29 protein-coding genes are annotated in these 22,909 nt (G+C 70.6%); 17 read left to right on the top strand and 12 right to left on the bottom strand.

Going from position 1 to position 22,909, the window contains the following annotated elements:
• Positions 1 to 213 precede the first annotated feature (213 nt).
• Positions 214 to 1,080, bottom strand: a complete 867-nt coding sequence (locus tag ACZ7CF_RS09725) for a ParB N-terminal domain-containing protein (RefSeq protein WP_360386279.1) — start codon at positions 1,078 to 1,080, stop codon at positions 214 to 216.
• Entirely contained in the window at positions 1,070 to 1,741 is a 672-nt protein-coding gene (locus tag ACZ7CF_RS09720; protein WP_458429289.1) for a metallophosphoesterase family protein, read from the bottom strand. Before ACZ7CF_RS09720 ends, ACZ7CF_RS09725 begins: the two co-directional genes overlap by 11 nt.
• A gap of 64 nt (positions 1,742 to 1,805) precedes the next feature.
• Here ACZ7CF_RS09720 and ACZ7CF_RS09715 point away from each other — a divergent pair, with 64 nt between their 5' ends.
• Positions 1,806 to 2,882: a DUF2332 domain-containing protein gene (locus ACZ7CF_RS09715; RefSeq protein ID WP_360386285.1), complete on the top strand. Its 1,077-nt coding sequence runs from the start codon at positions 1,806 to 1,808 to the stop codon at positions 2,880 to 2,882.
• On the opposite strand, the gene ACZ7CF_RS09710 is transcribed toward ACZ7CF_RS09715, so the two are convergent.
• On the bottom strand, positions 2,866 to 3,243 hold the full coding sequence (locus tag ACZ7CF_RS09710) for a hypothetical protein (protein ID WP_360386287.1): 378 nt from the start codon (positions 3,241 to 3,243) through the stop codon (positions 2,866 to 2,868). The two genes, ACZ7CF_RS09715 and ACZ7CF_RS09710, sit on opposite strands and share 17 nt — an antisense overlap.
• Positions 3,244 to 3,383: 140 nt before the next feature.
• Positions 3,384 to 4,457, bottom strand: a complete 1,074-nt coding sequence (gene corA / locus ACZ7CF_RS09705; RefSeq protein ID WP_360386290.1) for a magnesium/cobalt transporter CorA — start codon at positions 4,455 to 4,457, stop codon at positions 3,384 to 3,386.
• A gap of 290 nt (positions 4,458 to 4,747) precedes the next feature.
• Between corA and ACZ7CF_RS09700 the strand changes: the two genes are divergently transcribed.
• Together ACZ7CF_RS09700 and ACZ7CF_RS09695 are read left to right on the top strand one after the other, a co-directional pair.
• On the top strand, positions 4,748 to 5,254 hold the full coding sequence (locus ACZ7CF_RS09700) for a MaoC family dehydratase (RefSeq protein ID WP_360386292.1): 507 nt from the start codon (positions 4,748 to 4,750) through the stop codon (positions 5,252 to 5,254).
• Between the two features lie 15 nt (positions 5,255 to 5,269).
• Complete coding sequence (locus tag ACZ7CF_RS09695) at positions 5,270 to 6,265, top strand: DUF2332 domain-containing protein (protein ID WP_470369385.1); 996 nt, start codon at positions 5,270 to 5,272, stop codon at positions 6,263 to 6,265.
• A gap of 29 nt (positions 6,266 to 6,294) precedes the next feature.
• Here the strand turns inward: ACZ7CF_RS09695 and ACZ7CF_RS09690 are convergent, their stop codons facing one another.
• A complete protein-coding gene (locus tag ACZ7CF_RS09690) occupies positions 6,295 to 6,708 on the bottom strand; it encodes an NUDIX hydrolase (RefSeq protein ID WP_360386298.1) in 414 nt (137 codons plus the stop codon).
• 141 nt (positions 6,709 to 6,849) lie between these two features.
• Here ACZ7CF_RS09690 and ACZ7CF_RS09685 point away from each other — a divergent pair, with 141 nt between their 5' ends.
• The 4 genes from ACZ7CF_RS09685 to ACZ7CF_RS09670 all read left to right on the top strand — a co-directional run bounded on the left by ACZ7CF_RS09685 (position 6,850) and on the right by ACZ7CF_RS09670 (position 9,161).
• Positions 6,850 to 7,008, top strand: coding sequence for a hypothetical protein (locus ACZ7CF_RS09685; protein ID WP_170067890.1), 159 nt, complete (start codon positions 6,850 to 6,852; stop codon positions 7,006 to 7,008).
• 76 nt (positions 7,009 to 7,084) lie between these two features.
• A complete protein-coding gene (locus ACZ7CF_RS09680; protein WP_360386300.1) occupies positions 7,085 to 7,645 on the top strand; it encodes a PH domain-containing protein in 561 nt (186 codons plus the stop codon).
• 36 nt (positions 7,646 to 7,681) lie between these two features.
• Entirely contained in the window at positions 7,682 to 8,539 is an 858-nt protein-coding gene (locus tag ACZ7CF_RS09675; RefSeq protein WP_360386303.1) for a PHP domain-containing protein, read from the top strand.
• A gap of 7 nt (positions 8,540 to 8,546) precedes the next feature.
• Complete coding sequence (locus ACZ7CF_RS09670; RefSeq protein WP_360386305.1) at positions 8,547 to 9,161, top strand: MarC family protein; 615 nt, start codon at positions 8,547 to 8,549, stop codon at positions 9,159 to 9,161.
• A 5-nt stretch (positions 9,162 to 9,166) separates the two neighbouring features.
• Here ACZ7CF_RS09670 and ACZ7CF_RS09665 read toward each other — a convergent pair whose 3' ends face one another.
• Positions 9,167 to 9,469 (bottom strand): ArsC/Spx/MgsR family protein, encoded by a 303-nt coding sequence (locus ACZ7CF_RS09665; protein ID WP_470369384.1) that lies wholly within the window; start codon positions 9,467 to 9,469, stop codon positions 9,167 to 9,169.
• A gap of 84 nt (positions 9,470 to 9,553) precedes the next feature.
• Here ACZ7CF_RS09665 and ACZ7CF_RS09660 point away from each other — a divergent pair, with 84 nt between their 5' ends.
• Both ACZ7CF_RS09660 and ACZ7CF_RS09655 read left to right on the top strand, forming a co-directional pair.
• The gene (locus ACZ7CF_RS09660) at positions 9,554 to 10,393 is read left to right on the top strand and encodes a RecB family exonuclease (protein ID WP_360386310.1); all 840 of its coding nucleotides are present in this window, start codon (positions 9,554 to 9,556) and stop codon (positions 10,391 to 10,393) included.
• A 54-nt stretch (positions 10,394 to 10,447) separates the two neighbouring features.
• Positions 10,448 to 10,747, top strand: a complete 300-nt coding sequence (locus ACZ7CF_RS09655) for a hypothetical protein (RefSeq protein WP_360386312.1) — start codon at positions 10,448 to 10,450, stop codon at positions 10,745 to 10,747.
• Positions 10,748 to 10,953: 206 nt separating this feature from the next.
• Here ACZ7CF_RS09655 and ACZ7CF_RS09650 read toward each other — a convergent pair whose 3' ends face one another.
• The 3 genes from ACZ7CF_RS09650 to ACZ7CF_RS09640 are packed head-to-tail and all read right to left on the bottom strand — an operon-like array spanning position 10,954 to position 14,878.
• The gene (locus tag ACZ7CF_RS09650; RefSeq protein WP_470369383.1) at positions 10,954 to 11,829 is read right to left on the bottom strand and encodes an alpha/beta fold hydrolase; all 876 of its coding nucleotides are present in this window, start codon (positions 11,827 to 11,829) and stop codon (positions 10,954 to 10,956) included.
• A gap of 8 nt (positions 11,830 to 11,837) precedes the next feature.
• A complete protein-coding gene (locus tag ACZ7CF_RS09645; RefSeq protein WP_360386318.1) occupies positions 11,838 to 13,169 on the bottom strand; it encodes an Rv3212 family protein in 1,332 nt (443 codons plus the stop codon).
• Between the two features lie 5 nt (positions 13,170 to 13,174).
• Entirely contained in the window at positions 13,175 to 14,878 is a 1,704-nt protein-coding gene (locus ACZ7CF_RS09640) for a DEAD/DEAH box helicase (RefSeq protein ID WP_470369382.1), read from the bottom strand.
• A gap of 253 nt (positions 14,879 to 15,131) precedes the next feature.
• On the opposite strand from ACZ7CF_RS09640, the gene ACZ7CF_RS09635 reads away from it, so the two are divergent.
• A complete protein-coding gene (locus ACZ7CF_RS09635) occupies positions 15,132 to 15,776 on the top strand; it encodes a ferritin-like fold-containing protein (RefSeq protein ID WP_360386323.1) in 645 nt (214 codons plus the stop codon).
• A gap of 43 nt (positions 15,777 to 15,819) precedes the next feature.
• Positions 15,820 to 16,044, top strand: a complete 225-nt coding sequence (locus ACZ7CF_RS09630) for a DUF3107 domain-containing protein (RefSeq protein WP_053739329.1) — start codon at positions 15,820 to 15,822, stop codon at positions 16,042 to 16,044.
• 60 nt (positions 16,045 to 16,104) lie between these two features.
• On the opposite strand, the gene ACZ7CF_RS09625 is transcribed toward ACZ7CF_RS09630, so the two are convergent.
• Together ACZ7CF_RS09625 and ACZ7CF_RS09620 are read right to left on the bottom strand one after the other, a co-directional pair.
• Positions 16,105 to 16,419 (bottom strand): DUF4873 domain-containing protein, encoded by a 315-nt coding sequence (locus ACZ7CF_RS09625; RefSeq protein WP_360386325.1) that lies wholly within the window; start codon positions 16,417 to 16,419, stop codon positions 16,105 to 16,107.
• On the bottom strand, positions 16,419 to 17,102 hold the full coding sequence (locus ACZ7CF_RS09620; RefSeq protein WP_360386328.1) for a TetR/AcrR family transcriptional regulator: 684 nt from the start codon (positions 17,100 to 17,102) through the stop codon (positions 16,419 to 16,421). Before ACZ7CF_RS09620 ends, ACZ7CF_RS09625 begins: the two co-directional genes overlap by 1 nt.
• A gap of 61 nt (positions 17,103 to 17,163) precedes the next feature.
• Here ACZ7CF_RS09620 and ACZ7CF_RS09615 point away from each other — a divergent pair, with 61 nt between their 5' ends.
• The 4 genes from ACZ7CF_RS09615 (at position 17,164) to ACZ7CF_RS09600 (ending at position 20,052) form a co-directional block, all read left to right on the top strand.
• A complete protein-coding gene (locus ACZ7CF_RS09615; protein WP_360386331.1) occupies positions 17,164 to 18,051 on the top strand; it encodes an AurF N-oxygenase family protein in 888 nt (295 codons plus the stop codon).
• A complete protein-coding gene (locus tag ACZ7CF_RS09610) occupies positions 18,024 to 18,812 on the top strand; it encodes an alpha/beta fold hydrolase (RefSeq protein WP_470369381.1) in 789 nt (262 codons plus the stop codon). The genes ACZ7CF_RS09615 and ACZ7CF_RS09610 overlap by 28 nt, the downstream gene beginning before the upstream one ends.
• Positions 18,813 to 19,195: 383 nt before the next feature.
• Positions 19,196 to 19,342, top strand: coding sequence for a hypothetical protein (locus ACZ7CF_RS09605; protein WP_470369380.1), 147 nt, complete (start codon positions 19,196 to 19,198; stop codon positions 19,340 to 19,342).
• Positions 19,343 to 19,440: 98 nt separating this feature from the next.
• Complete coding sequence (locus ACZ7CF_RS09600; protein ID WP_470369379.1) at positions 19,441 to 20,052, top strand: hypothetical protein; 612 nt, start codon at positions 19,441 to 19,443, stop codon at positions 20,050 to 20,052.
• 48 nt (positions 20,053 to 20,100) lie between these two features.
• Here the strand turns inward: ACZ7CF_RS09600 and ACZ7CF_RS09595 are convergent, their stop codons facing one another.
• A complete protein-coding gene (locus tag ACZ7CF_RS09595) occupies positions 20,101 to 20,730 on the bottom strand; it encodes a TetR/AcrR family transcriptional regulator (RefSeq protein ID WP_360386336.1) in 630 nt (209 codons plus the stop codon).
• 127 nt (positions 20,731 to 20,857) lie between these two features.
• On the opposite strand from ACZ7CF_RS09595, the gene ACZ7CF_RS09590 reads away from it, so the two are divergent.
• Positions 20,858 to 21,811 carry an alpha/beta fold hydrolase gene (locus ACZ7CF_RS09590; RefSeq protein ID WP_470369378.1) on the top strand — a complete coding sequence of 318 codons (954 nt, stop codon included), beginning with the start codon at positions 20,858 to 20,860 and terminating at the stop codon, positions 21,809 to 21,811.
• A 40-nt stretch (positions 21,812 to 21,851) separates the two neighbouring features.
• Complete coding sequence (locus tag ACZ7CF_RS09585; RefSeq protein WP_470369377.1) at positions 21,852 to 22,844, top strand: DUF3152 domain-containing protein; 993 nt, start codon at positions 21,852 to 21,854, stop codon at positions 22,842 to 22,844.
• Positions 22,845 to 22,909 lie beyond the last annotated feature (65 nt).

Here is a 22,909-nt window from a genome sequence, read left to right as displayed (position 1 = left end):
ACCCGCGTCGCCCACGAGCCGTGTCCGGCACGCGGGCAGCGTCGGCGGTGTGCTCGGCCGCGACCGCCAGCCCGTGACCAGTCAGCCCACCACCCGCCTGGCCAGCGGCCAGCCAACCCGCCACTCGCCAGCCCACCACCCGCCCGGCTCGCGAGCCATTAGCCCACAACCCAGCACCCCACGCCCCGCCCGCGCCCCCACACTCCCAGCCCGCTACCCGCGCGTCGGCCGGCCGGGCGGTCGTGCCTCCGCGCGGACGGCGTTGATCACCTCCGGGTCCCAGCGGTGCGTTCTGATCAGGCGGTACCGCTCCGCCGCCACCCACAGGTAGGCCTCGGCCTCGGTGCGGTCGCCGATCATGTCGGCCTGCCGCAGCAGTGCGACGACCGGCCGGTACTCCTCGGTGTACCAGCGGCGGGCGACCGTGGCGCGGTCCAGGAACTCGCCCTCGTCCTGCGACAGGCGGAAGCCCCACGCCTCCACGCACTCGCCGAGCTCGGCGTAGTCCCACGGGTCGGACAGGACGACGTCCGCGCGGGCCTCCCCGGTCAGCGGCACGCGGTCCAGGAACAGGCGGCGGTAGTCCTTCACGATCAGGTCGCCGCGGTAGCGGATGCCGGCCGCGTTGATCCGGGTGATCACCTGCGTCACGTAGGCGTCGATCGTGGACAGGCCCATGGCGTGCGCGACGGACACGCGGTGGTGGCCGTCGATGATGAAGTGAAGCTCGCCGATGCGGTACACCTCGATCGGTGGGACGTTCTCGCCGCGCCGGGCGGCCAGGGCGAGGCGTTGCCAGCGTTCGCGCACGCGGCCGGAGGTCGGGCGGAAGCGGCGGTCGAAGTCGCGGCCGCGGTCGACGCTGCCGACGATCGAGTCGAGGCGGATGTTCTGCAGGCCGAGGCGTTTTTCCGAGACCATGCCGAGGGCGTCCACGACCTCGTGGAACGGCAGCATGATGTTCACGTCGTCCGGCTCGCGGCGCAGCCAGGCCGCCAGGCGGGACATCACCTGGCGGCGGCGGGCGCGGGTGAAGTCGTTCTCGGCGTCGGCGAGGGGGAAACCGGTGTCACGTCTCATCGGGGGCTCCGGGGATCGTCAGCACCTTGTGCCCGACGACGTTGACCACGCGCGTGCCGCCCAGCAGGCGGTCGGGGCGCGGGACGCCGTGCGGGTGGATGTGGCCGTGCAGCAGGAAGCCCGGCTGCAGGCGGGAGACCAGGTCGTGCAGGCAGGAGAAGCCGCGGTGGGGTGGGTCGGGCTCGTCGCCGCAGCCGAGCGGCGGTGAGTGGGTCAGCAGCACGTCCACGCCACGTCCGTCCCGCAGCCTGCGCCACCCGGCCAGCCGGGAGACCCGGCGGGCGCGGCGGGCCTGCTGCCGTTCCGTCCACTGGTTCGGACCCCTGTTGTAGCGGATCGAACCACCGAGGCCCGCTATCCGCAGGCCGGCGACGTCGACCACGCGTTCGTCCGCGTTCACCGCACCGGGTGGACCTGGCCAGCGGACCGGCACACCCGCCTTGGTCCACAGGCCGCGCACGTTCGAGTAGCCGGACAGGTCGGCGTCGTGGTTGCCGGGGACGAACACCAGCGGCTTGTCCAGGGCGTTGGCCAGGAACTCCAGGTAGTCGAACGGCAGGTCGCCCGCCGCCAGGACGAGGTCGACGTCCGAGTGCTGGTGCACCTGATCGGTCCACAGCTGTTCGACCACTTCGTCGGCCACCGCCAGGATTCGAGGCATTCCAGCAGCGTAATGACGCTGCGCCGGGATGACGCGGGACAGCGCTGCCACTAGCGTCGACGGCGTGCTTGCCGAGCTGTTCGCCGCGGCCGCCCACGGGTGCCGCGACCGCAGTCCGCTGACCCAGCGACTCCTCACCGACGCCGCCGAGGACCTCCGGCGCGGCGGCGTCACCGCGCGGGTCATGGCCGGTGCCGAACGCGACCGCGAGGGCAGCGTGCCCGGCCTGCGGTTCGCGGGTGCCGTGCACCGGCTCGTCCTCGAAGGACGCGCGCCCGCGCTCGCGAAGCACTACCCGTCCGTCGGCGGCCGGCCCGACCTGCCGCGGCTGTGGGAGGACGCGCTGCCCGCCCTCGACGAGCACGCCGACCTGCTGCGGCGGCGGGTCGGCGCCACGGTCGTGCAGACGAACGAACCCGGCCGCAGCGCGCCCCTCTACGGCGGCCTGCTGGTCGCGGCGCAGGAGGCGGCCAGGGCGGCGGGCCGGCACGTGCCGTTCTGCGTGCGGCTGCTGGAGGTCGGTGCGAGCGGCGGGCTCAACCTGCGCCCGCACCACGTCGGCTACCGGCTGCCGGACCGGGTGCTCGGCGACCCCGGCAGCGCCCTCGTGCTCGACCCGGAGTGGACCGGCCGCCCGCCCGCCGACCTCGGCCACCGGCTGCGCGTCGTCGGGCGCGCCGGCTGCGACCTCGACCCGGTCGACGTGTCCACCGAGGACGGCCGGCTGCACCTGAGCTCGTTCGTCTGGGCCGACCAGCTGCGGCGGTGGAACCGGCTGCGCGCCGCGCTCGACCTCGCCGCGGCGGACCCGGTGCGGGTCGACCGGTCGGCGGGCCCGGAGTGGCTCGCGCGGCAGCTGGCCCGCGCCGAACGCGACGTGCTCACCGTCGTGTGGCACTCGGTGGTCTGGCAGTACGTCTCACCGGCCGACCGGGCGATGGGCAGGGCCGTGCTCGCCGACGCGGCGGCGAGGGCGACGCCCACGGCACCGTTGGCGCTGCTGGTGTTCGAACCGCGCCGCGAGATCGACTACAGGTTTGCGCTGATGCTCAAGCTCTGGCCGGCCGGGATCTCGCTGTGCCTGGGCGTCGGCGAGGGCCACGGCATCCCGTTCACCTGGAACGTCACCCCGTGGGAGTGACCACCAGGTTCACGACGTACCGGCCGTCCCTCTCCTCGACGGGCGCCGTGAACTCCGACCGAGTGCCGTAACGGGTGTACTGCACGACGACGGCGCCGTCGCGGTAGAACCCGCCGTCCACGCGCGCGGTCGCGAAGTGCTCGACCGTCGACTTCGCCACGTCCTCGCCGCCGACGGCGAGCAACGGCTGGAGCCGGTGGAAGTCGTTGGCGCGCAACGCACTCGTCACCTCCGCCGCCAGCTCCTCCGGCGTGTCCCCACCGGGTTCGGACCAGGTCGCGATGGAGACGAACACCATCGCGAGCCAGCCGACGGCGAAGACGAGGATCCAGAAGCGCAGGTTGCGCAGCCGGTCGTGCACGTCAGGGCGTTCCGGAGATCAGCACGAACACGGTGGTGATCCAGCAGAGCAGGAACGCGAGGATCCAGAACCGGATGTTGGTCAGCAGCCTGGTCATGACGGGGCCCTTCTACAACGAAGAATGCGTGCGAAATCAGGACTCACAGCCAGCGATTTCGGCGCAGTATTCGGTAGAGCGTCAGGCAGGCGATGAGGACCAGGCTCATCACCAGGGGGTAGCCGAACTTCCACTTGAGCTCGGGCATGTAGTCGAAGTTCATGCCGTACACGCCGACGACCATGGTGGGCACGGAGATGATCGCGACCCACGAGGTGATCTTGCGCATGTCGGTGTTCTGCTGCAGCGTGATCTTCGCGAGCGTCGCGTCGACCAGCGTGGTCAGCAGCTCGTCGAACGCCGTGACGCGTTCGGAGACCTCGGTGAGGTGGTCGTCGACGTCGCGGAAGAACGCCCGCACCTGCTCGGGGATGAGCGGCGTGTAGCCCTCCGCCAAGCGCCGCAACGGGTTCGCGAGCGGCATGACCGCGCGGCGCAGCTCGACGACCTCGCGCTTGAACATGTAGATCTGCTCGGCGCTCACCTCGGTGCGCGGCGCGAAGACCCGCTCCTCCATGCGGTCGATGTCGTCCTCGATGTGGTCGGTGACCTCGAGGTAGTTGTCGACGACCTGGTCGGCGATCGCGTGCATCACCGCGGCGGGGCCGATCTCCAGCCGCTCCGGGTCGTCCTCCAGCACGTGGCGCAGCCGGGAGAGGCCGGAGTGGTTGCCGTGCCGCACGGTGATGACGAAGTCCTTGCCCAGGAACACCATGATCTCGCCGGACTCGACGATCTCGTTGGCGGTGTCGGGCGACTCGTTCGTCACGTAGCGCACGGTCTTGAAGACCATGAAGAGCGTGTTGTCGTAGCGCTCCAGCTTCGGGCGCTGGTGCGCGTGCACCGCGTCCTCGACGGCGAGCTCGTGCAGCCCGAACGTCTCGGCGATGCCCTCGATCTGCTCGGCGTCCGGCTCGTGCAGGCCGATCCAGACGAACCCGTCCTTGCGCTTGCGGACCTCCTTCACCGCGTCGGTGTGGGTCCAGCGGCCGGGCAGGCGCTTGCCGTCGACGTAGACCGCGCAGTCGACCACGTAGTGCGACAACGGCACGGAGATGTGCGGCGGTGCGGGGCGCTGCTGCGCACCGCGGCCGCGGATCGAGGGCAGGCTGGGCATGGTGAGTTCCTCCAGGGCCACACGTCGTCGAAGATCGTGAACACGACGGGCGTCCTGACCGGGAAAGCTCGAACCGCCTAGAACTGGAACGATCTAGCGGGCCACCTCGGTGAGGACGCGCTTGGTACTGGCAGGGTGGGGGTCCTTGCTCATTTAGGGGTCCTCACCTCCTCGGGGCGAAGTCGTCGGTGGTGGAAATCCTCACACACCGGTTGCCGAGACTACTCCCCCTCCCATAACACTGTCTCCCCACCTGGGACAGATCTCGATCACACGTAGTTGGAGGCGCGGTGCAGTTCGGTCGGTACTACGAGGAGTTCGAGGTCGGAGCGGTCTACAAGCACTGGCCCGGCAAGACGGTGACGGAATACGACGACCACCTCTTCTGCCTGCTCACGATGAATCACCACCCGCTCCACATGGACGCGAACTACGCGGAGAACACGACGGACTTCGGCAAGAACGTCGTCGTCGGCAACTACGTCTACTCGTTGCTGCTGGGCATGTCCGTGCCCGACGTCTCCGGCAAGGCGATCGCGAACCTGGAGATCGAGTCGCTGCGGCACGTGAAGCCGACGTTCCACGGCGACACGATCTACGGTGAGACCGAGGTGCTCGACAAGACGCCGTCCAAGTCGAAGGACGACAGGGGCGTGGTCTACGTGGAAACTCGCGGCTACAAGCAGGACGGCACGGTCGTGTGCATCTTCAGGCGCAAGGTCATGGTGCCGAAGCAGTCCTACGGCGAGGCCCGCGGTGGCGAGCAGCCCGGGCGCCCTGAACCTGCGGCGGACTGATTGTGGGGTAGTGAAGTGACTTCTCTGGACCTGGCACGACAGCGCCTGCGCGAGTTCGCTCTGGAGGCGGCGGCGACCTCGCCGCTCTACGAGCACCTCGCGTCGCGCGCCGCCGAGGATCCGGAGGTCGCCGACCTGCTGACCGCCGCCGGCGAGGAGCACGCCACGGGCGAGCTCCTCCTGGCGGCGGCGCACCGGCTCGTGCAGGCCGAGCCGTTCCACCGGCTCTCGAACTACTACCCGTCGCTGGGCGGCACCTACGGCGCGGACGAGAGCACGTGGCCGCTCTTCCGGGACTTCCTGCTGGAGCGTTCCGAACGCGTGCGCGCGTTGGTCTCCACCCAGGTGGTCCAGACGAACGAGGTGCGCCGGGCCGCGTTGCTCTACCCGGCGGTGGCCGCCGCGGCCAAGCAGGCCGGCGGGCCGATCGGGCTCGTCGAGGCCGCCACGACCGCGGGCCTGCTGCTCGGGCTCGACCAGTACTCCTACCGCTACCAGACAGCCGAGGCCGGCCAGGTCGTCGCCGGGCCCGCCAAGGCCGCGCTGGGCCTGCACTGCGCGCTGGAGCTCGCGCCCGGTGCCGTCCTGCCGAAGCTGCCCAAGGCGGTCAAGGTGGCCGCGAAGGCGGGGATCGGGGTCTCGCCCGCAGACCTGGCCGACGAGGACGCCTACGCGTGGCTGGAGGCCTGCGTGTGGGCCGACCAGCCGGAGCGGCTGCGGCTCTTCGGCGTCGCGTCGGGGGTGTTGCGCAAGAACCCGCCCCGCCTGGTCGCCGGCGACCCGGTGACCGACCTCGCGAAGGCGGCCGACCCGATCGACGCGCCGCTCGTGGTCGTCACCAGCGGGTCGGGACTCGACCTGGTGCCCGCTTTGTCCACTTTGGGCAGGGACTCCTGGTGGGCGGCGCACGAGGAGGGTGAGGTGCGCCTCATCCGGGTGCGTGACGGCGAACCCTCCAGTGCGACTCTGGCGACGACCGAGGCGCACGGGCAACGTCTCGTTTGGCGCTGAAGGCCGCCGCCCGTTCGTGTGAACCCCGATCAGGTCCTGGGCAGGCAGTTCCAGCCGGAGAGCGTTTCCACGAGCCCTTCGGCGGTCCGAAGTGTGGCCAAGGTCGCACTGTCCACCCAAGCGACCTCCGAGGCGTCATCGCCCGCTCGGAGCACACCCGACCTGACCTGGCACTCGTAGTCGTGGATGAGGAAAACCCCGTTCGGGGCCGGTCGCTCGACGCTGCCGACGAGGTGACCAACCGTGACCACCAAACCGGTCTCCTCCAGCAGTTCCCTGGTCACAGCAGCCTCATCCGCCTCACCCGGCTCCACGCGCCCACCCGGTATCGACCACAGGCCCTCACCTGGTGCGTTGGCCCGTCGCACGAGCAGCAGTCGCCCGTTCGAGTCATGCACGACGCCGCCGACACACCGGATCATGCCCCCGCTGCTCCCCGTCATGATCACGAAGCGTAGTCACACCGGAACGGCGGTGCGGTGGACTACCCCAGCTGCGGTACAAATCTCCCAAGGCGATCGGTCGTGCTGTACAACGGTCACGAACGGCGCCAAACGGGTGCGAACGCGGACGGGGTGGACACCGTGAACTTGAAGAAGATCCTCACTTTCGCCGGTATTGCCTTGCTGCTGTTCTTCCTCATCGCGGAGCCCCAGCAAGCAGCGCAGCTGGTGCAGAACATCCTCAACTCGCTCCGCACTGCGGCTGAGGCCCTGATCACCTTCGTGCGACAATTGTTCTAGGCTCCCCGGCTCCCGCTGGGAGGCCAGGAGCAGGGCAGACAGGGCACTGGCTGGTACCAGGAAGGGCTGGTAGCGCATGTTCGCACCACGTGATCCAGACGACTACCTGCTGTCGAGTGAGCGTCGGGTCATCCGGGTGCGCAGGCACTGGTCGTACCTGATCTGGGACGTGCTCGAAGCGGCGGCGCTGCTCGCCGGCTTCATGATGATCTCGTACCTGCTCCCGGCCAACGCCGGAGTGATCCAGAACGTGCTGTGGTACGGCGCGCTGCTGGTGCTCCTGCGGCTCGCCTACTTCATCATCGAGTGGTGGGTCGAGCGCATCGTCGTGACCGACAAGCGGTTCATGCTGACGTCGGGCGTCTTCGAGACCAAGGTCGCGATGATGCCCATCGGCAAGGTCACCGACCTCACCTACGAGCGCACGGTGGCCGGCCGCATGTTCGGCTACGGCACGCTGATCGTCGAGTCGGCCGGTCAGATCCAGGCGTTGAACCGCCTGGAGTTCCTGCCCGACCCGGAGGACGTCTACGACGCCATCTCGGAGCTGACCTTCGGCGACAAGAAGGCGCAGGCCGAGCGGTTCTCGATGATCAAGGCGCAGCGGGCTGCCCGCGGGAAGAAGATGGTCCCGTAACACGGGCTGTGCACCACGTCGTCCACACTGGACGACGTGGTCATCGATCTGCACACCCATTCGTCCGAGTCCGACGGCACCGACAGCCCCGCCGAGCTGGTGAGGGCGGCGGCCAGAGCCGGGCTCGACGCGGTGGCCATCACCGACCACGACACCTCGGCCGGCTGGGCGGAGGCCACGGCGGCGCTGCCACCCGGCCTGCGGCTGGTGCGCGGCGCCGAGCTGTCGTGCGAGTGCCCTGACGGCTACGGCCGCACGATCACGGTCCACCTGCTGGCCTACCTCTACGACCCGACGCACGCGGCGTTGATGGTCGAGCAGTCGCGGCTGCGCCAGGAGCGCAGGCAGCGGCTGCAGAAGATGGCCGAGATGATGCAGGCCGACGGCTTCCCGGTCGACCCGGTCGACCTGATGCAGCGGCTGCCGTTCGACGCGCCGGCCGGTCGCCCGCACCTCGCGCAGGCGCTGATCCGCGCCGGGGTCGTGGCGTCGGTCGACGAGGCGTTCGCGACGTTCCTCACCGGCGGCGCCTACTACGTGGGCCGCACGGACACCCCCGTCGAGCGCGCGATCGAGATGATCACCGAGGCGGGCGGCGTGACGGTGCTGGCCCACCCCTTCGCCCGGTCGCGCGGCCCGGTCGTGGCACCCTCGGTGGTCGAGTGGCTGGCCTCGATCGGCCTGACCGGTGTCGAGGTCGACCACCCCGACCACGACCAGGAGACGCGGGCGGCGCTGCGGTCGCTGGCCGGGTCACTGGGGCTGCTCGTCACCGGGTCGAGTGACTACCACGGCACGAACAAGACCGTCCGGCTCGGCGCGGAGACGACGGCGCCGGAGGTGCTGGATGCTCTGGCCGAACGGGCGACGGGCGGCAAGATCCTCGTGGGGTAGGTGACTCGTGTTCAACGTGCGGCTCTTCATCGAGGCCACGATCACGCTGCTGGTGATCATGGACCCGCCCGGCACCGTGCCGGTGTTCCTGGGGCTGGTCGGCCGCAAGTCTCGCGACGCCCGCAAACGCGCCGCACGGCAGGGCGTGCTGGTGTCGTTCCTGGTGATCACGCTGTTCGCCGTCGCGGGCAACTCGATCCTGGCCTACATGCACATCGGCATCCCCGCCCTGCAGGGCGCGGGCGGGCTGCTGTTGCTGCTCATCGCGCTCGACCTGCTCACCGGCAAGGGCGCGACGAACCACCCCGAGGTCGAGGACGTCAACATCGCCCTGGTGCCGCTGGGCACGCCGCTGCTGGCCGGGCCGGGTGCGATCGCGGCGACCATCGTGTTCGTCCGGCAGGCCGACGGGGCGGTGGGCTCCTACCTGGCGCTGGCCGCGGCGATCGTGGCCGTCCACCTCGTGCTGCTCGGGACGCTGCGGTCGGCCGGGCTGCTGATCAAGGTGTTCAAGGAGAGCGGAATCCTGCTGATGGCCAAGATCGCCGGTCTGCTGCTGGCCGCGATCGCCGTGCAGCTCGTCGCGTCGTCCGTGCAGGGGTTCATCACGTCGGGCGTCTAGCGCTTCTACCGTTCGATGTGCGCCTTGTCGCCGTCGATGAGGATCGGGCGCTCGATCAGGCTCGGGTTGGCGACCACGTGCTCGATCCACTTCACGCGGTCGTGCTCCAGGGTGGCGGGGTAGGCCGGTTCCTTGGTGCGCGCGATCTCCCACGGCTCCTTGCCCAGCAGCGTGAGGACGTGGTCGAGCTCCTCCGCGGTGGGGGCGTCGTCGAGGTAGCGGCGTTCGGTGTACTCGACGCCCTCGTCGTCGAGGCGCTGCTTGGCGGCGCGGCTCTTGGAGCAGCGCGGGTTGTGCCAGATCTCCATGCCGTTCATCTTCCGCGAACGCACCGCCGCCCGCGAAGCAGGGGCAATCCAAAAATGTCAGGGTGACTGAGTAACTTGGTTGGGGTGGAACAACTCGGCTTCGACTTCGGCACCGCGGCACCACGTCGGCTCGTGCGCGTCACGCCCGCGAAGCTCTCGACGTGGACGAGCTGCCGGCGCCGCTACCGGATGACGTACCTGGACCGGCCCACTCCACCGAGGGGCGGGGCCTGGGCGCACAACACGCTCGGCGCGGTCGTGCACAACGCGTTGAAGGCGTTGTTCGACCTGCCCGCCGAGAAGCGCACGCCGGACCAGGCCGTGGCGCTGGTGAACCGGCAGTGGAAGTCGGAGGGCTTCCGCGACGCCGAGCAGGCCGCTGAGTACCGGGCCCGCGCCGGCGGGTGGGTGCACGACTACGTGGCGGGGCTGGACGTCGACTTCGAGCCGCTGGGCGTGGAGCGGTGGGTGTCGTCGCCGACCGAGCGGATCGTGGCCGAGGGGCGGGTCGACCGGATCGACCACCGCGACGGCGAGCTGGTGATCGTCGACTACAAGACCGGGCGGCACGTCCTGGACGCCGACGACGCCCGCGGCTCGCAGGCGCTGGCGCTGTACGCGCTGGCCGCGCGCCGCACGCTGCGCAAGCCGTGCCGCCGCGTCGAGCTGCACCACCTGCCGTCGGGGTCGGTGGCGGTGTGGGAGCACACGGAGGAGTCGCTGGCCCGGCACGTGCGGCGGGCCGAGGAGGCGGCGGACGAGATCGACCTGGCCGCGGAGACGTTGAAGGCGGGCGGTGACGAGGACGTCCTGTTCCCGCCGCAGACCGGAAGGCAGTGCCAGTGGTGCGACTTCCGGCGCAGCTGCCCGGAGGGGCAGGCGGCGGCACCGGCCATCGAGCCGTGGTCGCTGCTGGCGCCGTGACACCGCCGGCGGCCCTCCGGCCGCGGGTGATCGGGGACCCGTAGGGTGGCTGAGGTGGAAGTCGAAGCAAAGCGGCCGGCGCGGATGAGCGGAGTCCTGCGCGCCGTGAGCGGGGTGCTCGCGGTGGGCCTGGTGCTGCTCGCCCTGGGGAACATCGGCGTCCAGTTCTACGCGAACTCCCGCGACCTGCCGGGCCCCGGCGGACTCTCGGTGACCGCGCACGTGGTGGCCGCGGTGCTCGTCATCGCGGGCCAGATCGTGGCCGACCGCTACGCCGACTGGCGCGCACCGGTGGCCTCGCTCGCGGTGCTGGCGGTGTCGGGGGCGACGCTGTGGACGTTCTGGTGGGCTTAGAGGGCTGGGCTCGGGCCTGAGGGCTTGAGTGTCGGCGAGGAGCACGGCGGGTGCGCGGACTGGGCGGCGCTGCTCGCGTTCGTCCTCTCGGCGGCATCGCGAGCGGCGGCACCTGCCGCGAGGGCCTGGTCTGCTCCGGTGGGTTCGAGACCGTCACGCTCGACGTGACGGCCACCGACCGCGCGTTCCGGCTGGCCGCGTGCTCGTCACGGGGCCAGCCAGGCCCGCCAGGTCGGCAGCAGCGTGGCGATGAGCTCGTGCGGTGCCTCGGTGTTCGGGGAGTGCATCACGCCCGGCAGCACCGCGAAGTCCGCGTCCAGCCGCTCGGCCATGTCCCGCTGGACGGCCGGGCTCCACGCGTCGTCGGCGTCACCGCACACCACCAGCGCCGGCACACCGGACGACCGCAGCGCCCGCGACAGCTTCGCGACCTGGTCCGGTTCGGAACGCAGCCCGTTGCCCATGCCGAGCAACGCGGCGGCCGGCGACCTGAGGAAGCGGTTGCGGTAGAAGTCCTTCAGCTCCTGCGGCAGCGCGGCCCACGCCGGGTTCCGCGACGACCGCAGCTCGTTCAGCCGCTGCGTGCCCTCGATGCCCTGCTCGGCCAGCACGTGCTCGCCGACCTCCAGCACCGAACGGCGTTCCCCGGCAGGCAGCTCGGCCGGACCGGACGACATCAGCGTGAGCCCCGCGACCGGTGCGCCCGCGAACACCGCCGCGCGCGCCACCAGACCGCCGTAGGAGTGGCCGAGCAGCAGCACCCGGCGGCCCTCCGCGGTGATCTTCTCGACCAGCTCCGCCACGACCGCGCCCAGCGGGCCCGGCCGGTACAGCGCCTCGTCGTCGGGACCGGCGGAGTCCTGCTGGCCGGGCAGGTCGATGGCGACCACCTCGAACCCGGCGTCCGCGATGGGGTCGAGGATCGGGCAGAAGTCCTCTTTGGACCCCGTGTACCCCGGCACCAGCAGTGCCGTCACCCGCAGCGCGTCGTCGACCGCCGGCGCGCGCAACGCCGCGATCGTGCCGTAGCGGCCGGGGAGGTCGACGCGTGCTGCCCGGTGCGGGCTGATCTGCGAGTACACCTCACGAACTATCGCAGCGCCACCAGGGTTTCGCCACGCTGCTCGAGGACCACGGGTCCGGCTGTGGCGAGCTGCACAGGGCCGGTCCAGCCGTCGCGGTTCACCCGGATCGTGCCCACCAGCGCGCCCGTGGCCTGCTCGTACACCCGCAGGCCTTCGCGCACCGGGACCAACGCGCGCCCCGCGAGCGTGGTGCCGGCACCGGACGTGGCGTCCGCGGTCCACTGTGGAGTGAGCGAGTCCTGCGCCAGCGCGACCGTCTTGGAGCCGCTGAACCAGAACACGTTCGTGGCCGTCGTGAACGACCGCGCCACGTGGCGCGGCGGGTCGGTGAAGTCGGTGGAGGGGAGGTCGACCGGCGCCTCGGAGACCTGCGAGCCGGTCTCGGCGTCGAACACGACGATGCGGCCCGGGTCGGGCAGCGCGACCGCGACCAGCCGGTCGGTGACGGCGACGACCTGGGCGTTCTTGCCGCCGGTCAGCACGCTCGCGAACACCTTGGGCTCGTCGGACTTGTCCGGGTTCGGCTTGAGGACCGTGATCCGGTCGGAGCCGTCGTCCGGGCAGCGCTCCACCAGCGCCACCCGGCCGGACGTGACGGCCATCGAGCCGTAGGAGCAGCCGACCCGCGGCTGCTTGCCCGGGTTCACGATCGCCCGCAGCGCGCCGTACTCCATCGAGCGCACCAGGTCGTCGCGGCGGTAGACCTCGACGAACCGGTCGCCGGTCGTGATGAGGTGCGAGCCCTCGTTCAGCAGCGCGGCACCCGGTTCGGCGTCACCTGTGCGCTGCGCCTTCCGCTCACCGCTCACCCCGTCGAGCGAGGTGAGCTCGGAGCAGTTGGTGCCCTTGGAGTACAGCGCCATCGCGCGGCCCCAGCCCGTGCCCACCACGCACAGCGGCAGGTCACGGGTGTAGCTCCAGCGCGCGTCACCCGTCAGCGGGTCGCGCCCGGTGACCTCGCCGCCGTCGCCGGTCACGACCGTCGACGGCTTCTCCTCGCCCGTCTCCTTGAGCTGGGTCTGGACGACCACCGGCCACGGCGTCGCACCGCTCTTCGCGCGCCAGACCTCGCCGAGCGTCGGCGGCAGGGCGGCCACCTCGGGCAGCTGCGGCCAGGTGGACGGCCCGGTGACCGACGTCGTGGCCCGTGCATCGCTGAACGCCCAGGTCAGCACGGACGCGACAACCGCGGCGACCGCGATCAGCGCGACCGCGACGAAGTCGGCGCGGGTGCGCCAGGACCTGGCACGCGGACGTTCCTCGACGGGCGCCGGGTCGTGCTCGGGCTCGTCGAGGACGTCCTCGACATCGGTGACGTCGGAACCGGGGGTGGACATGGTGATCAGTCTGCCGAAGGAGCGGCCTGTTCGGCAGAGGTTCGACGACGACGGCGCCGGCGCGGCTTGTCCGACGCGGAGCTCTCGGCGGCCTCGGCGGGTGCCTGCGCCTCGGTCTGCTCGCCCGTGAGCGACACGCCACCGCGGCTGCGGGTGCGCGACCGGGACCGCTTCGGCCTGGTCTCCTCGGCCGCCTCGGGTGCGGCCTGCTCGCCCGCGCCCTTGGTGCCGGTGCGGCGACGGCGCTTGCGCTTGCCGTCGTCGAGCTTCTCCTCCTCCTCGGCGTCCAGACCGGCCCGCGTTCGGTGGCTGAGCGGCAGCCGGCCCGTGGAACCGGACGGGATGCCCAGGTCCGCGAACAGGTGGTCGCTCGTGGAGTAGGTCTCCAGCGGCTCGTCCTGGCCCAGGTTCAGCAGGTCGTTGACCGACTTCCAGCGCGCGGTCTCGTCCCAGTCGACGAACGTGACGGCGACACCCTCGCGACCGGCGCGACCCGTGCGGCCGATGCGGTGGACGTAGGTCTTCTCGTCCTCGGGGCACTGGTAGTTGATGACGTGCGTCACGTCGTCGATGTCGATGCCGCGGGCGGCGACGTCGGTGGCCACCAGCACGTCGACCTTGCCGCTGCGGAACGCCCGCAGCGCCTTCTCGCGCGCGCCCTGGCCCAGGTCACCGTGCACGGCGGCCGCGGCGAACCCGCGCTCGGTCAGGTCGTCGGCGACCTTCTGGGCGGTCCGCTTGGTCCGCGCGAAGATCATCGACAGGCCGCGGTCGCGCGCCTGCAGCACGCGGGCCAGCATCTCCGGCTTGTCCATCGAGTGCGCCCGGTACACGAACTGCTTGGTGCGCTCGTGCGTCTGACCGGCGTCGTTCTCCTCGGCGCGGATGTGCGTCGGCTGCGTCAGGAACGTGCGGGCCAGCGTGATGATCGGGCCCGGCATGGTCGCGCTGAACAGCATCGTCTGGCGCTGGTCGGGGACCATGTTGAGGATGCGCTCGATGTCGGGGAGGAACCCCAGGTCGAGCATCTCGTCGGCCTCGTCGAGCACCAGCATCCCGACCTTGCCGAGCACCAGGTGGCGCTGTTCGGCCAGGTCGAGCAGGCGGCCCGGCGTGCCGATGACCACGTCGACGCCCTTGCGCAGCTGTGCGATCTGCCGCTCGTAGGGGATGCCGCCATAGATCGCGGTCACGCGCACGCCCAGGTGCTTCGCCGCGGCGGTGAGGTCCTGCGTCACCTGGAGACACAGCTCACGGGTGGGGACGACCACGAGGGCCTGCGGGGTGCCGTCGCCGGGCGTGTCGAGGCGGTGCAGCAGCGGCACGCCGAACCCGAGGGTCTTGCCGGTGCCGGTGCGCGCCTGGCCGATGACGTCGTCACCGGCGAGCGCGATGGGGAGCGTCAGCTCCTGGATGGCGAACGTGCGCTCGATGCCGGCCTCGCCGAGCGCCTTGACGATCTCGTCGCGCACGCCGAGCTCGGCGAACGTGGGGGAGTCGGTGCGCACCGGGGCGTCGGCCTGCAGCGGGTGCGACGTGTCTTCGACGGGGACGGTCTCGCTGTGCTCCAGGAGAACCGGGTCCAGATGTGCTTCTACTTCAGCGGTCAGGGTGATCAGCCTCTCTCGTACCAGCGCGCACTCAGCCCTGGCCGGGCCTCTCGACCGCGCTCTCCGATGGAGCTGCGGGAAAGGTGTGCACGCACCCATTCGCGGCGCCTGCCCAGGAACGACAGGGGTCACAGCGTGGTCGTCACACTCGTCACGCCGGGCGCCTGCTGCACATTCTACCTGGAAAGACGCCTTTGACCACCTGCTACGTCGAACACGACCGACACCGGGGCCCGTCGGGACCGCTCCCACGCCTGACGAGCACGTGCTGGGGGCACGCGGCGGGTGCGTTCGGAGCAGGCCGAGCGCGTGACGGGCGGTGGGCACCGGTCGCGCCACTAGAGTTCGGGCCATGGGTGTTGCGGAGGGTGTTGTTGATCTTCTTGGAGCGCTGGCCTACGGCGAGCTCTCCGCCTTCGACCGGATGACGGAGGACTCCCGCTCGGCGCCGACGCTGTCCGGGCGTGCCGCGCTCGCGCAGATGGCCGCCGCGGAGATCGGGCACTTCACGTTGCTGCAGAAGCACCTGGCCGAGCACGACCTCAGGGTCGAGGACGCGATGGCGCCGTTCGTCACCGGGTTCGACGCCTTCCACGAGTCGACGAGCCCCAAGTCGTGGCTGGAGTCGCTGGTGAAGGCGTACGTGGGCGACGGCCTCGCCGCGGACTTCTACCGCGAGGTCGCGGCGTGGCTCGACGACGAGCCGACCCGCGAGCTGGTGCTCGCCGTGCTCGCCGACACGGGTCACTCGGCGTTCGCTGAGCGCGAAGTCCGGGCCGCCGTGGAGTCGGATCCGCGGGTGCGCGACCGGCTCGCGCTGTGGGGCCGCCGGCTGCTCGGAGAGGCGTTGACGCAGGCCCAGTACGTGGTGGCGGAGCGGGACGGGCTCTCGGAGCTGATCATCAGGGGGTCGGGGGACCTCGCTGGGATCGGTCAGCTGTTCCGCCGTCTCCAGCAGTCGCACGCGCGGCGCATGACGCAGCTGGGTCTGGGCTAGGTAGGCTCGGCCGTAGATTTTTCTCTTGAGCACGGAGGTCAGCGTGGAGGTCAGGATCGGCGTCGCGGACAGCCCGCGGGAACTCGTCGTGACCAGTGAGCTCAACCCGTCCGAGGTCGAGGCTCTGGTGGCGGACGCGGTGTCCGGCAAGTCCAGCGTGCTGTCGCTGGTGGACGCCAAGGGTGCGCGGTTCGTCGTGCCCGCTGGCCGCGTCGCGTACGTGGAGATCGGCCCGCAGGACTCGCGCAAGGTCGGGTTCGGCGCCTGAAGCACGGTCGACGAGAAGGGCCCCGGTCACCGCGACCGGGGCCCTTCTCGCTGTTCGGCGTCAGTGCCCGGCGGGCTCTTCGACCCGGTAGGGCGGCGTGGAGGTGCCGCCGACCCGGTACCGGCCCCACGGGTCCTGGTCGGTGAGCGTCCCCTCCGCCTGCCCGGTGGGGGTGCGCAGCAGCGCGGTCCGCGCGCCCGCTTCGACCCGGTTCGTGACCTCGTCGTTCTTCTTCACGCGGCCGTACCAGTGGTAGCGGCCGTCGATCGGCTGGAAGTAGCCGCGCAGCTCGACCTCGACCGCGACCTCCTCCTCCCCGAAGACGAGCGTGGCCGCGCCGGTGTAACCCTCTTCGTCGTGGTCGTGCTCGCTCATCAGTCCACCAATCGCAGCTGGGTGAGGGGCTGTTCGGGGTCGATCTGGATGCCGCCCGCGCGCAGCAGGCCGTCGATGGCGTGCCAGATGATCGTGGCGAGGTAGTCGCTGAGGTTCGCGCGGGACATGGTCTGCCGTTCGAGCCACCAGTCGCCCGCGTTCTGCACCATGCCGACGAGGCCGTGCGCCCACGGCTCGGCACCGCCGGAGTCCATGTCGAACGCGCGCAGGTAGTCGCCGAGGATTCGGGCCAGCGTCGCGGCGATGAGGTTCTTGTCCTCCTGCGCGACGTCCTTCTCCACCGGGCGGTCCACGAACGAGCCCTTGACGACGAACCGGTAGAGGTTCGGGTTCTCCTCGATGACCGACAGGTAGGCGTCGACGATCCGCTCGATGCGGGCGCGGATCGGGCCGTCGGCGGCGAGCGCGGGCCCCATCCGCTCCATCAGCAGCTCGGTGGCCTTCTGGCCGACCGCGAGGTAGAGGTCCGACTTGTCGGTGAAGTGCCGGTACAGCACGGGCTTGCTGACGCCCGCCTCCGCGGCGACGTCCTCCATGCCGACGTCGGGGCCCTTCTTGGCCACGACGGCGATCGTGGCCTCCACGAACTCCGCCCTGCGCTGCTCGCGATGCCCCTTCCACCGCTCACGTCGCGCGTCCGGCCCCTTGACAGTGCGTGCCATGTGACGCACGCTACCAGAAGTAACCGTTACCTCAAGTAACACTTACCGGGGAGGGCAACCGATGAGGGTCGCCGATCGGGAGAAGACGGCGGAGAGGCTGCTGAAGTCGTCCGCGGAGAAGTTCTACGACCCGGAGGTGGACATCGACTGGTCCGCACCGCTGGTCGACGGTCTCTTCTACATCCCTGAGCAGCGCATCTCGCTCTACGGCACACCCCTGTACGACTCGCTGACGCACGAGCAGCGCATCGAGCTCTCGAAGCACGAGCTGGCCTCGATCGCGTCCGTCGGCCTGTGGTTCGAGCTGCTGCTGATGCAGATGCTGGTGAAGGTCGTCTACAACTCCGATCCCACGACCCGGCACGCCCAGTACGCCCTGACCGAGGTGGCCGACGAGTGCCGCCACTCCACGATGTTCGCGCGCCTGGTCGAACGCGTCGGCTGCCCGCCGTACGGCCCGGTCAAGCACACCCACCGCCTGGGCAAGCTGCTGCCGGCGATCGGCTACGGCCCCGCGATGTACGGCTCGATCCTGGTCGCCGAGGAGATCCTCGACCGCCTGCAGCGCGAGGCGATGAACGACGAGACCGTGCAGCCGCTCGTGCGGATGGTGAACCGCATCCACGTGCTGGAGGAGGCCCGCCACGTCCGGTTCGCCCGCGAGGAGCTGCTGCGCGGCATGGAGGGCCTGCGCGGCTTCGAGAAGCCGTACCAGAAGTGGCTCATCGGCTACGTCTCGATGATGATCACCCGCACGATCGTCAACCCGGACGTCTACGCGGCCGTGGGCCTGGACGTGCGCGAGGCCCGCCGCCAGGCGCTCGCCAACCCCCGCTTCCAGGAGACCATTCGCTGGTCCGGTGAGCGGATCATGTCGTTCCTGCAGGAGGCCGGACTCGTCGGAAAGCCGGGGATGCGCTCGTGGCGCCGCTCGTTCTTGATCGCCTGAACGTCGTCACGTCGGGGCCCTCGTCCGCCGGCGTGACCGCCGTCCTGCTGCACGGCTGGACCATGGACCTCACGACGTGGGACCGCGTCGCCGGGGCGTTGCCGGGCCGGGTCGTCCGCTACGACGTGCGCGGCCACGGCCGTTCCCCCGGCGAGGGCCCGTCCCCGACCCTGGCGGAACTGGCCGACGACCTCGCCGCCGTGCTGGCGGAGCACGCCCCCACGGGCCGGATCGTGCTGGCCGGCCACTCGCTGGGCGGCATGACCATCATGGCGCTCGCCGAGTCCCACCCCGAACTGTTCGCGCGCGTCACGGGGGTGGCGCTGATCGCCACGTCGTGCGGGAACCTCCCCGCGGTGAACGCCGTCGAGCGCTTGGCCGCGAAATGGCTGGTCACACGCCCGAAGATCGGGTTCGGCCGCGTGCTCGCGCCCGGTCTGCGCGTGACCTTCGGGCGCCGTCCCCGGTGGTCCGACGTGCGCGCCGCCGCGGCCATGGCGGGGAACACGACCGGGACCGCGTTCGTCGGCCTCCGCGAGGAGCTCACCCGGCACCAGCGCCGGGAAGCGCTCGCGGTGCTGTCGTCCGTGCCGACCGTGGTGATGGCCGGGTCCTGGGACCTGCTGACGCCGATGCGGCACGCGCGGGCCATCGCCGAGGCGCTGCCGTCGGCGGAGTTCGTGATCTACCCGAAGACCGGGCACATGCTGCCGCTGGAACGGTCGGAGGACGTGGCGAGACGCATCGCCGCGCTGATGTGAGCTTCGCGCTCGGTCGAACAGCCCCTCGCCCACGTGGGTGAGGGGCCGTTCGCGTCGATGCTGGATGCTTTTGGACAGTTTTCATGCTCTTGGTCAGATTCCAAGTGTGGTGTTCGGGACCTGCGCTTTTGTCCCTGAACGAAATGCTTCGCAGGCTTCTGGACGTTTTTAGACCTGCGAAGCGCTGCGGATGCGTTTGATCGAAGTCTCGTGTCGGTGTCAGGATCGTGCTCCTCCGACAGTTCCTGAACCGAATCAATGCGGCGCCGAAATGCATCGGCCCGTTGGAGAATCCCTTGAGAACCGCTCTTGAGATGTGCGCTCCTCGCACGTCGTGTCGTTCTGCCGTCCTGGTTCAGCTCGTCCAGACGGCCATGGCTTACGTGACCGTTGTGCTGCTGCTCTCGGCGGGTCATGCGCCCGAGGTCGCCGGTGCGGTGGTGGCGGGGGTTTTGCTGCTGGTCACCGCGGCTACGCGGAGGACGCCGGTGCTCGAGGCGGTCCTCCGGCGCGCGGTGGCGTTGCGATGAGCGCCTGTGGTCCCACGCAGAACGGACGGTCCACGTCGTTCGCGGCCGCCGTGCGGAGCGCATATCGAGAAGCCGGGATGACAGTTCCGGTTCGTGTCATGAAGGCACTTCGGCACCGCGCGATGCCGTGGGTCTGGTTCGCGGCGGAGATGTTCGACCTCGACATCTCCACGGAGAACCGCCGTCGGCTGAAGGCGGAATTCCAGCTCTGGCGGCCGGTGGCCGAACACGAGGTCGTGGAGCACGAACCGATCGCACCGACCGAAGACGGCGAACTGCGGGCTGCGACGCCCGCGGAGTTCAACGCGCTCCTCCGGAGGCTGCATCGGCGATCAGGTGTCAGTCCCGCCGAGATCGCCAAGAGGTCCGATCGGGAGTTGCCCCGCAGCCAGGCCTACGAGCTGGTCAAAGAAGGGCGCACCGCCCTGCCGACGAAGCTCGACCAGATCAGGTCGTTCGCGCGGGCGTGCGGGCTCCCAGGGCGTCAGATCGCCCTGCTCGTCAAGGTGTGGGCGGACCTTCGGGACAGCTCGTGCGCGGCCGTCGCCGGAGAGGTCGAACAGGCTCTGGGGCGGGTCCTGGCGCGGTACGTCCGAGACGCCGGCCTGCACACCGCAGTGAAGATCGACCTCGTGCACCCCACCTGGGCCGCCGACGGCAAGGTGCTCCCGCGTCACGCCCGCTCACGGCCACGAGGCCGCAGTTCGTGACACCGAACGGCCCCTCGCCCGCGTGGGTGAGGGGCCGTTCGCGTCACGTCAGTGCTGCAGCGGGAACCCGCCACCGATCCCGCGCCACGCCAGGTTGGAGATCAACGCCACCGCGTCCTCCTTCGGCACCCGGCGGTTGTCCGCGAGCCACGACCGGGCCGTGACCTGCGACAACCCGACGAGACCGACGGCCAGCAGCCGTGCGCGCTCCGGGTCGAGGCCCGCGTCGGCCGTGATGGTGTCCGTGATGGCGTCGACCGAGTCGGTGGTGGCGCGTTCGACTGCGGACTGGACCGCCGGTTCGGAGCGCAGGTCCGACTCGAAGACCATGCGGAAGGCCTGGCCCTCGCCGTCGACGAAGTCGTAGAACGCGGCCACGGCGGCGCGGACGCGGAGCTTGTTGTCCGTCGTGGAGCCGATGGCGGTGCGCACACGGCCGACCAGCTCGTCCACGTGGGACTCGAGCAGGGCCATGTACAGCTCCAGCTTGCCCGGGAAGTGCTGGTACAGCACCGGCTTGGACACGCCCGCGCGTTCCGCGATCTCGTCCATCGCCGCGGCGTGGTAGCCGTTGGTGACGAACACGTCCTGCGCCGCTGCCAGCAGTTGCGCGCGGCGTGCGGTGCGCGGCAGTCGAACGCCCCTGCCTGCGGGTGCGCTCTGCGCCGTCTCCGTCATGGTGCCTCCAGCACTGGTCATCACTGCCGTCGGGTCGAGCGCCGGCCGACCGCGGCGTGGCCAACCTTACTCGCTGGTAGCCCACTTGAGGGAACCATCTCCCGCCCGGTTCCCGCATCCTGGGGAGATGAGCACGCTGATCCCCGCCCCGCTGTCCACGGCCGAGCTGCCGCCGCTGGACACCGACCAGCCGCCCTGGCCGGGTGAGTTCCGCCGGATCGACGACCACGAGGTGCACGTCAGGGTCACGCCGGGGAACGGGCCGCCCGCGGTCTACGTGCACGGGCTCGGTGGGAGCGCGACCAACTGGACGGACCTCGCGGCGCAGCTGCGGGACCACGTCAGCGGCTCCTCGATCGACCTGCCCGGTTTCGGGCGGTCGGAGCCGATCCCCGGCTACGACTTCAGCCTCGCCACGCACGCCCGCACGGTCATCGGCTACCTGGAGACCCGCGGCGAGCCCGCGCACCTGTTCGGCAACTCCATGGGCGGTGCGATCTCGGTCATCGTTGCCGCGACCAGGCCGGACCTGGTCCGCACGCTCACGCTGGTCTCGCCGGCCGTGCCCGACCTGCGGCCGCGCCTGGACCGCATGTCCGACCCGCGGATGGCGCTCGCGGTGCTGCCGGTCATCGGCGCGAGGGTGCGCCGCGAGCTCGCGAAGCTGACCCCGCACGACCGCACCCGGCAGATGCTCCAGCTCTGCTTCGCGGACCCGAGCATCGTGCCCGACAACCGGATCGAGGAGTCGATCGCGGAGAACGAGGAACGCGCGCGGCAGCGGTGGGCTGGCCGGGCGCTCAACCGCAGCACCGTCGGGTTGATGACGCACTGGCTCACGCCGGGCGCGAAGTCGCTGTGGCGGTTGTTGCCGCAGGTCCAGGCGCCGACGCTGGTGCTGTGGGGCGAGCACGACCGGCTGGTCAGCGTCCGCAAGGGACCCCGCACTGCGCAGCTGCTGCCCAAGGGACGACTGCTCGTGCTGCCCAACACCGGGCACGTCGCCCAGATGGAACGGCCCGCCACCGTCGCGAGGGCGGTGCTGGGCATGTGGGAGGCGGTCGACCGGCACTCATGGTGACGAACGACGGCCATACAGGGGGTGTGGGACCCTGGGCGACGTGAATCGCGCCCCCGAGCGAGGACGAAGTGCTCCGCCCGCAGACCGCTACCGCCGTGGCGCGCGGCGGACCAGCGCGGAACCGCTCGCCGCCGCCTGGGAGCCGGAGGGCACCGGGCGGCTGCAGCGACCCCGCAGGCCCGGTGGCGTGAAGCGGCTCGTCTCCCACTACGGCTGGCGGATCTACGCGATCCCGGTGCTGGTCGTGCTCACCGCGCTCGTGGTGCTCGACACGGTCCAGCCGAAGACGCCGACCGGCGACGCCGGGGGCACCAACGCCGCCGAGACGCCGGTCAACCCCGTCGAGCCGCCCGCGACCGAGGTGCAGGGGCAGAAGCCGCAGCTCAACATCCCCACCGCCGAGCTGCCGCCGGGCCCGGACTTCTCGCAGGACGGCGTCGGCACGTTCAAGGCCGTGCCGGGCAGCGGCCCGCGCGTCGGCGAGGCGAACGCGGCCAAGTTCCGCCGGTACGCGATCGCCATCGAGGACGGCGTGCGGCCCGCGGACTACAACGACGACGCGGCGGCGTTCGGGCGCACGGTCGAGGGCTTCCTGTCCGACCCGCGCAGCTGGATCGGCACGAAGACGGTCGCGCTGCAACGGGTCGAGGCGAACCAGAACCCCGACTTCACGATCATCCTGACCAGCACGAAGACGACGCACGCGATCTGCGGCAAGGAGATCCCGTTCGAGACGTCGTGCTACGACAACCAGAGCAAGCGCGTGATCATCAACGTGGCCCGCTGGGTGCGCGGCGCCATGGTCTACAGCCGCGACCTGTCCGGGTACCGCAACTACGTGATCAACCACGAGGTCGGTCACGCCCTGGGCAGCGGCCACGCGGCCTGCCAGGAGACCGACGCGCCGGCCCCGGTGATGATGCAGCAGACGTTCGGCGTCTCGAACGACTTCGTCGCCCAGCTCAACGCCGGTCTGGACGTGGTGCCCGCCGACGGCAAGGTGTGCAAGCCGAACGCGTTTCCCGCTGGGTGAGACGGCTTTCCAACGGGGAAGAGTCGAGGCAGGGTAGACGTTGTCTCGGACACGGAGACATTCGT

It is taken from the genome of Lentzea sp. NPDC036955, assembly GCF_055608005.1.
This window is presented reverse-complemented; position numbering and strand designations above follow the sequence as displayed.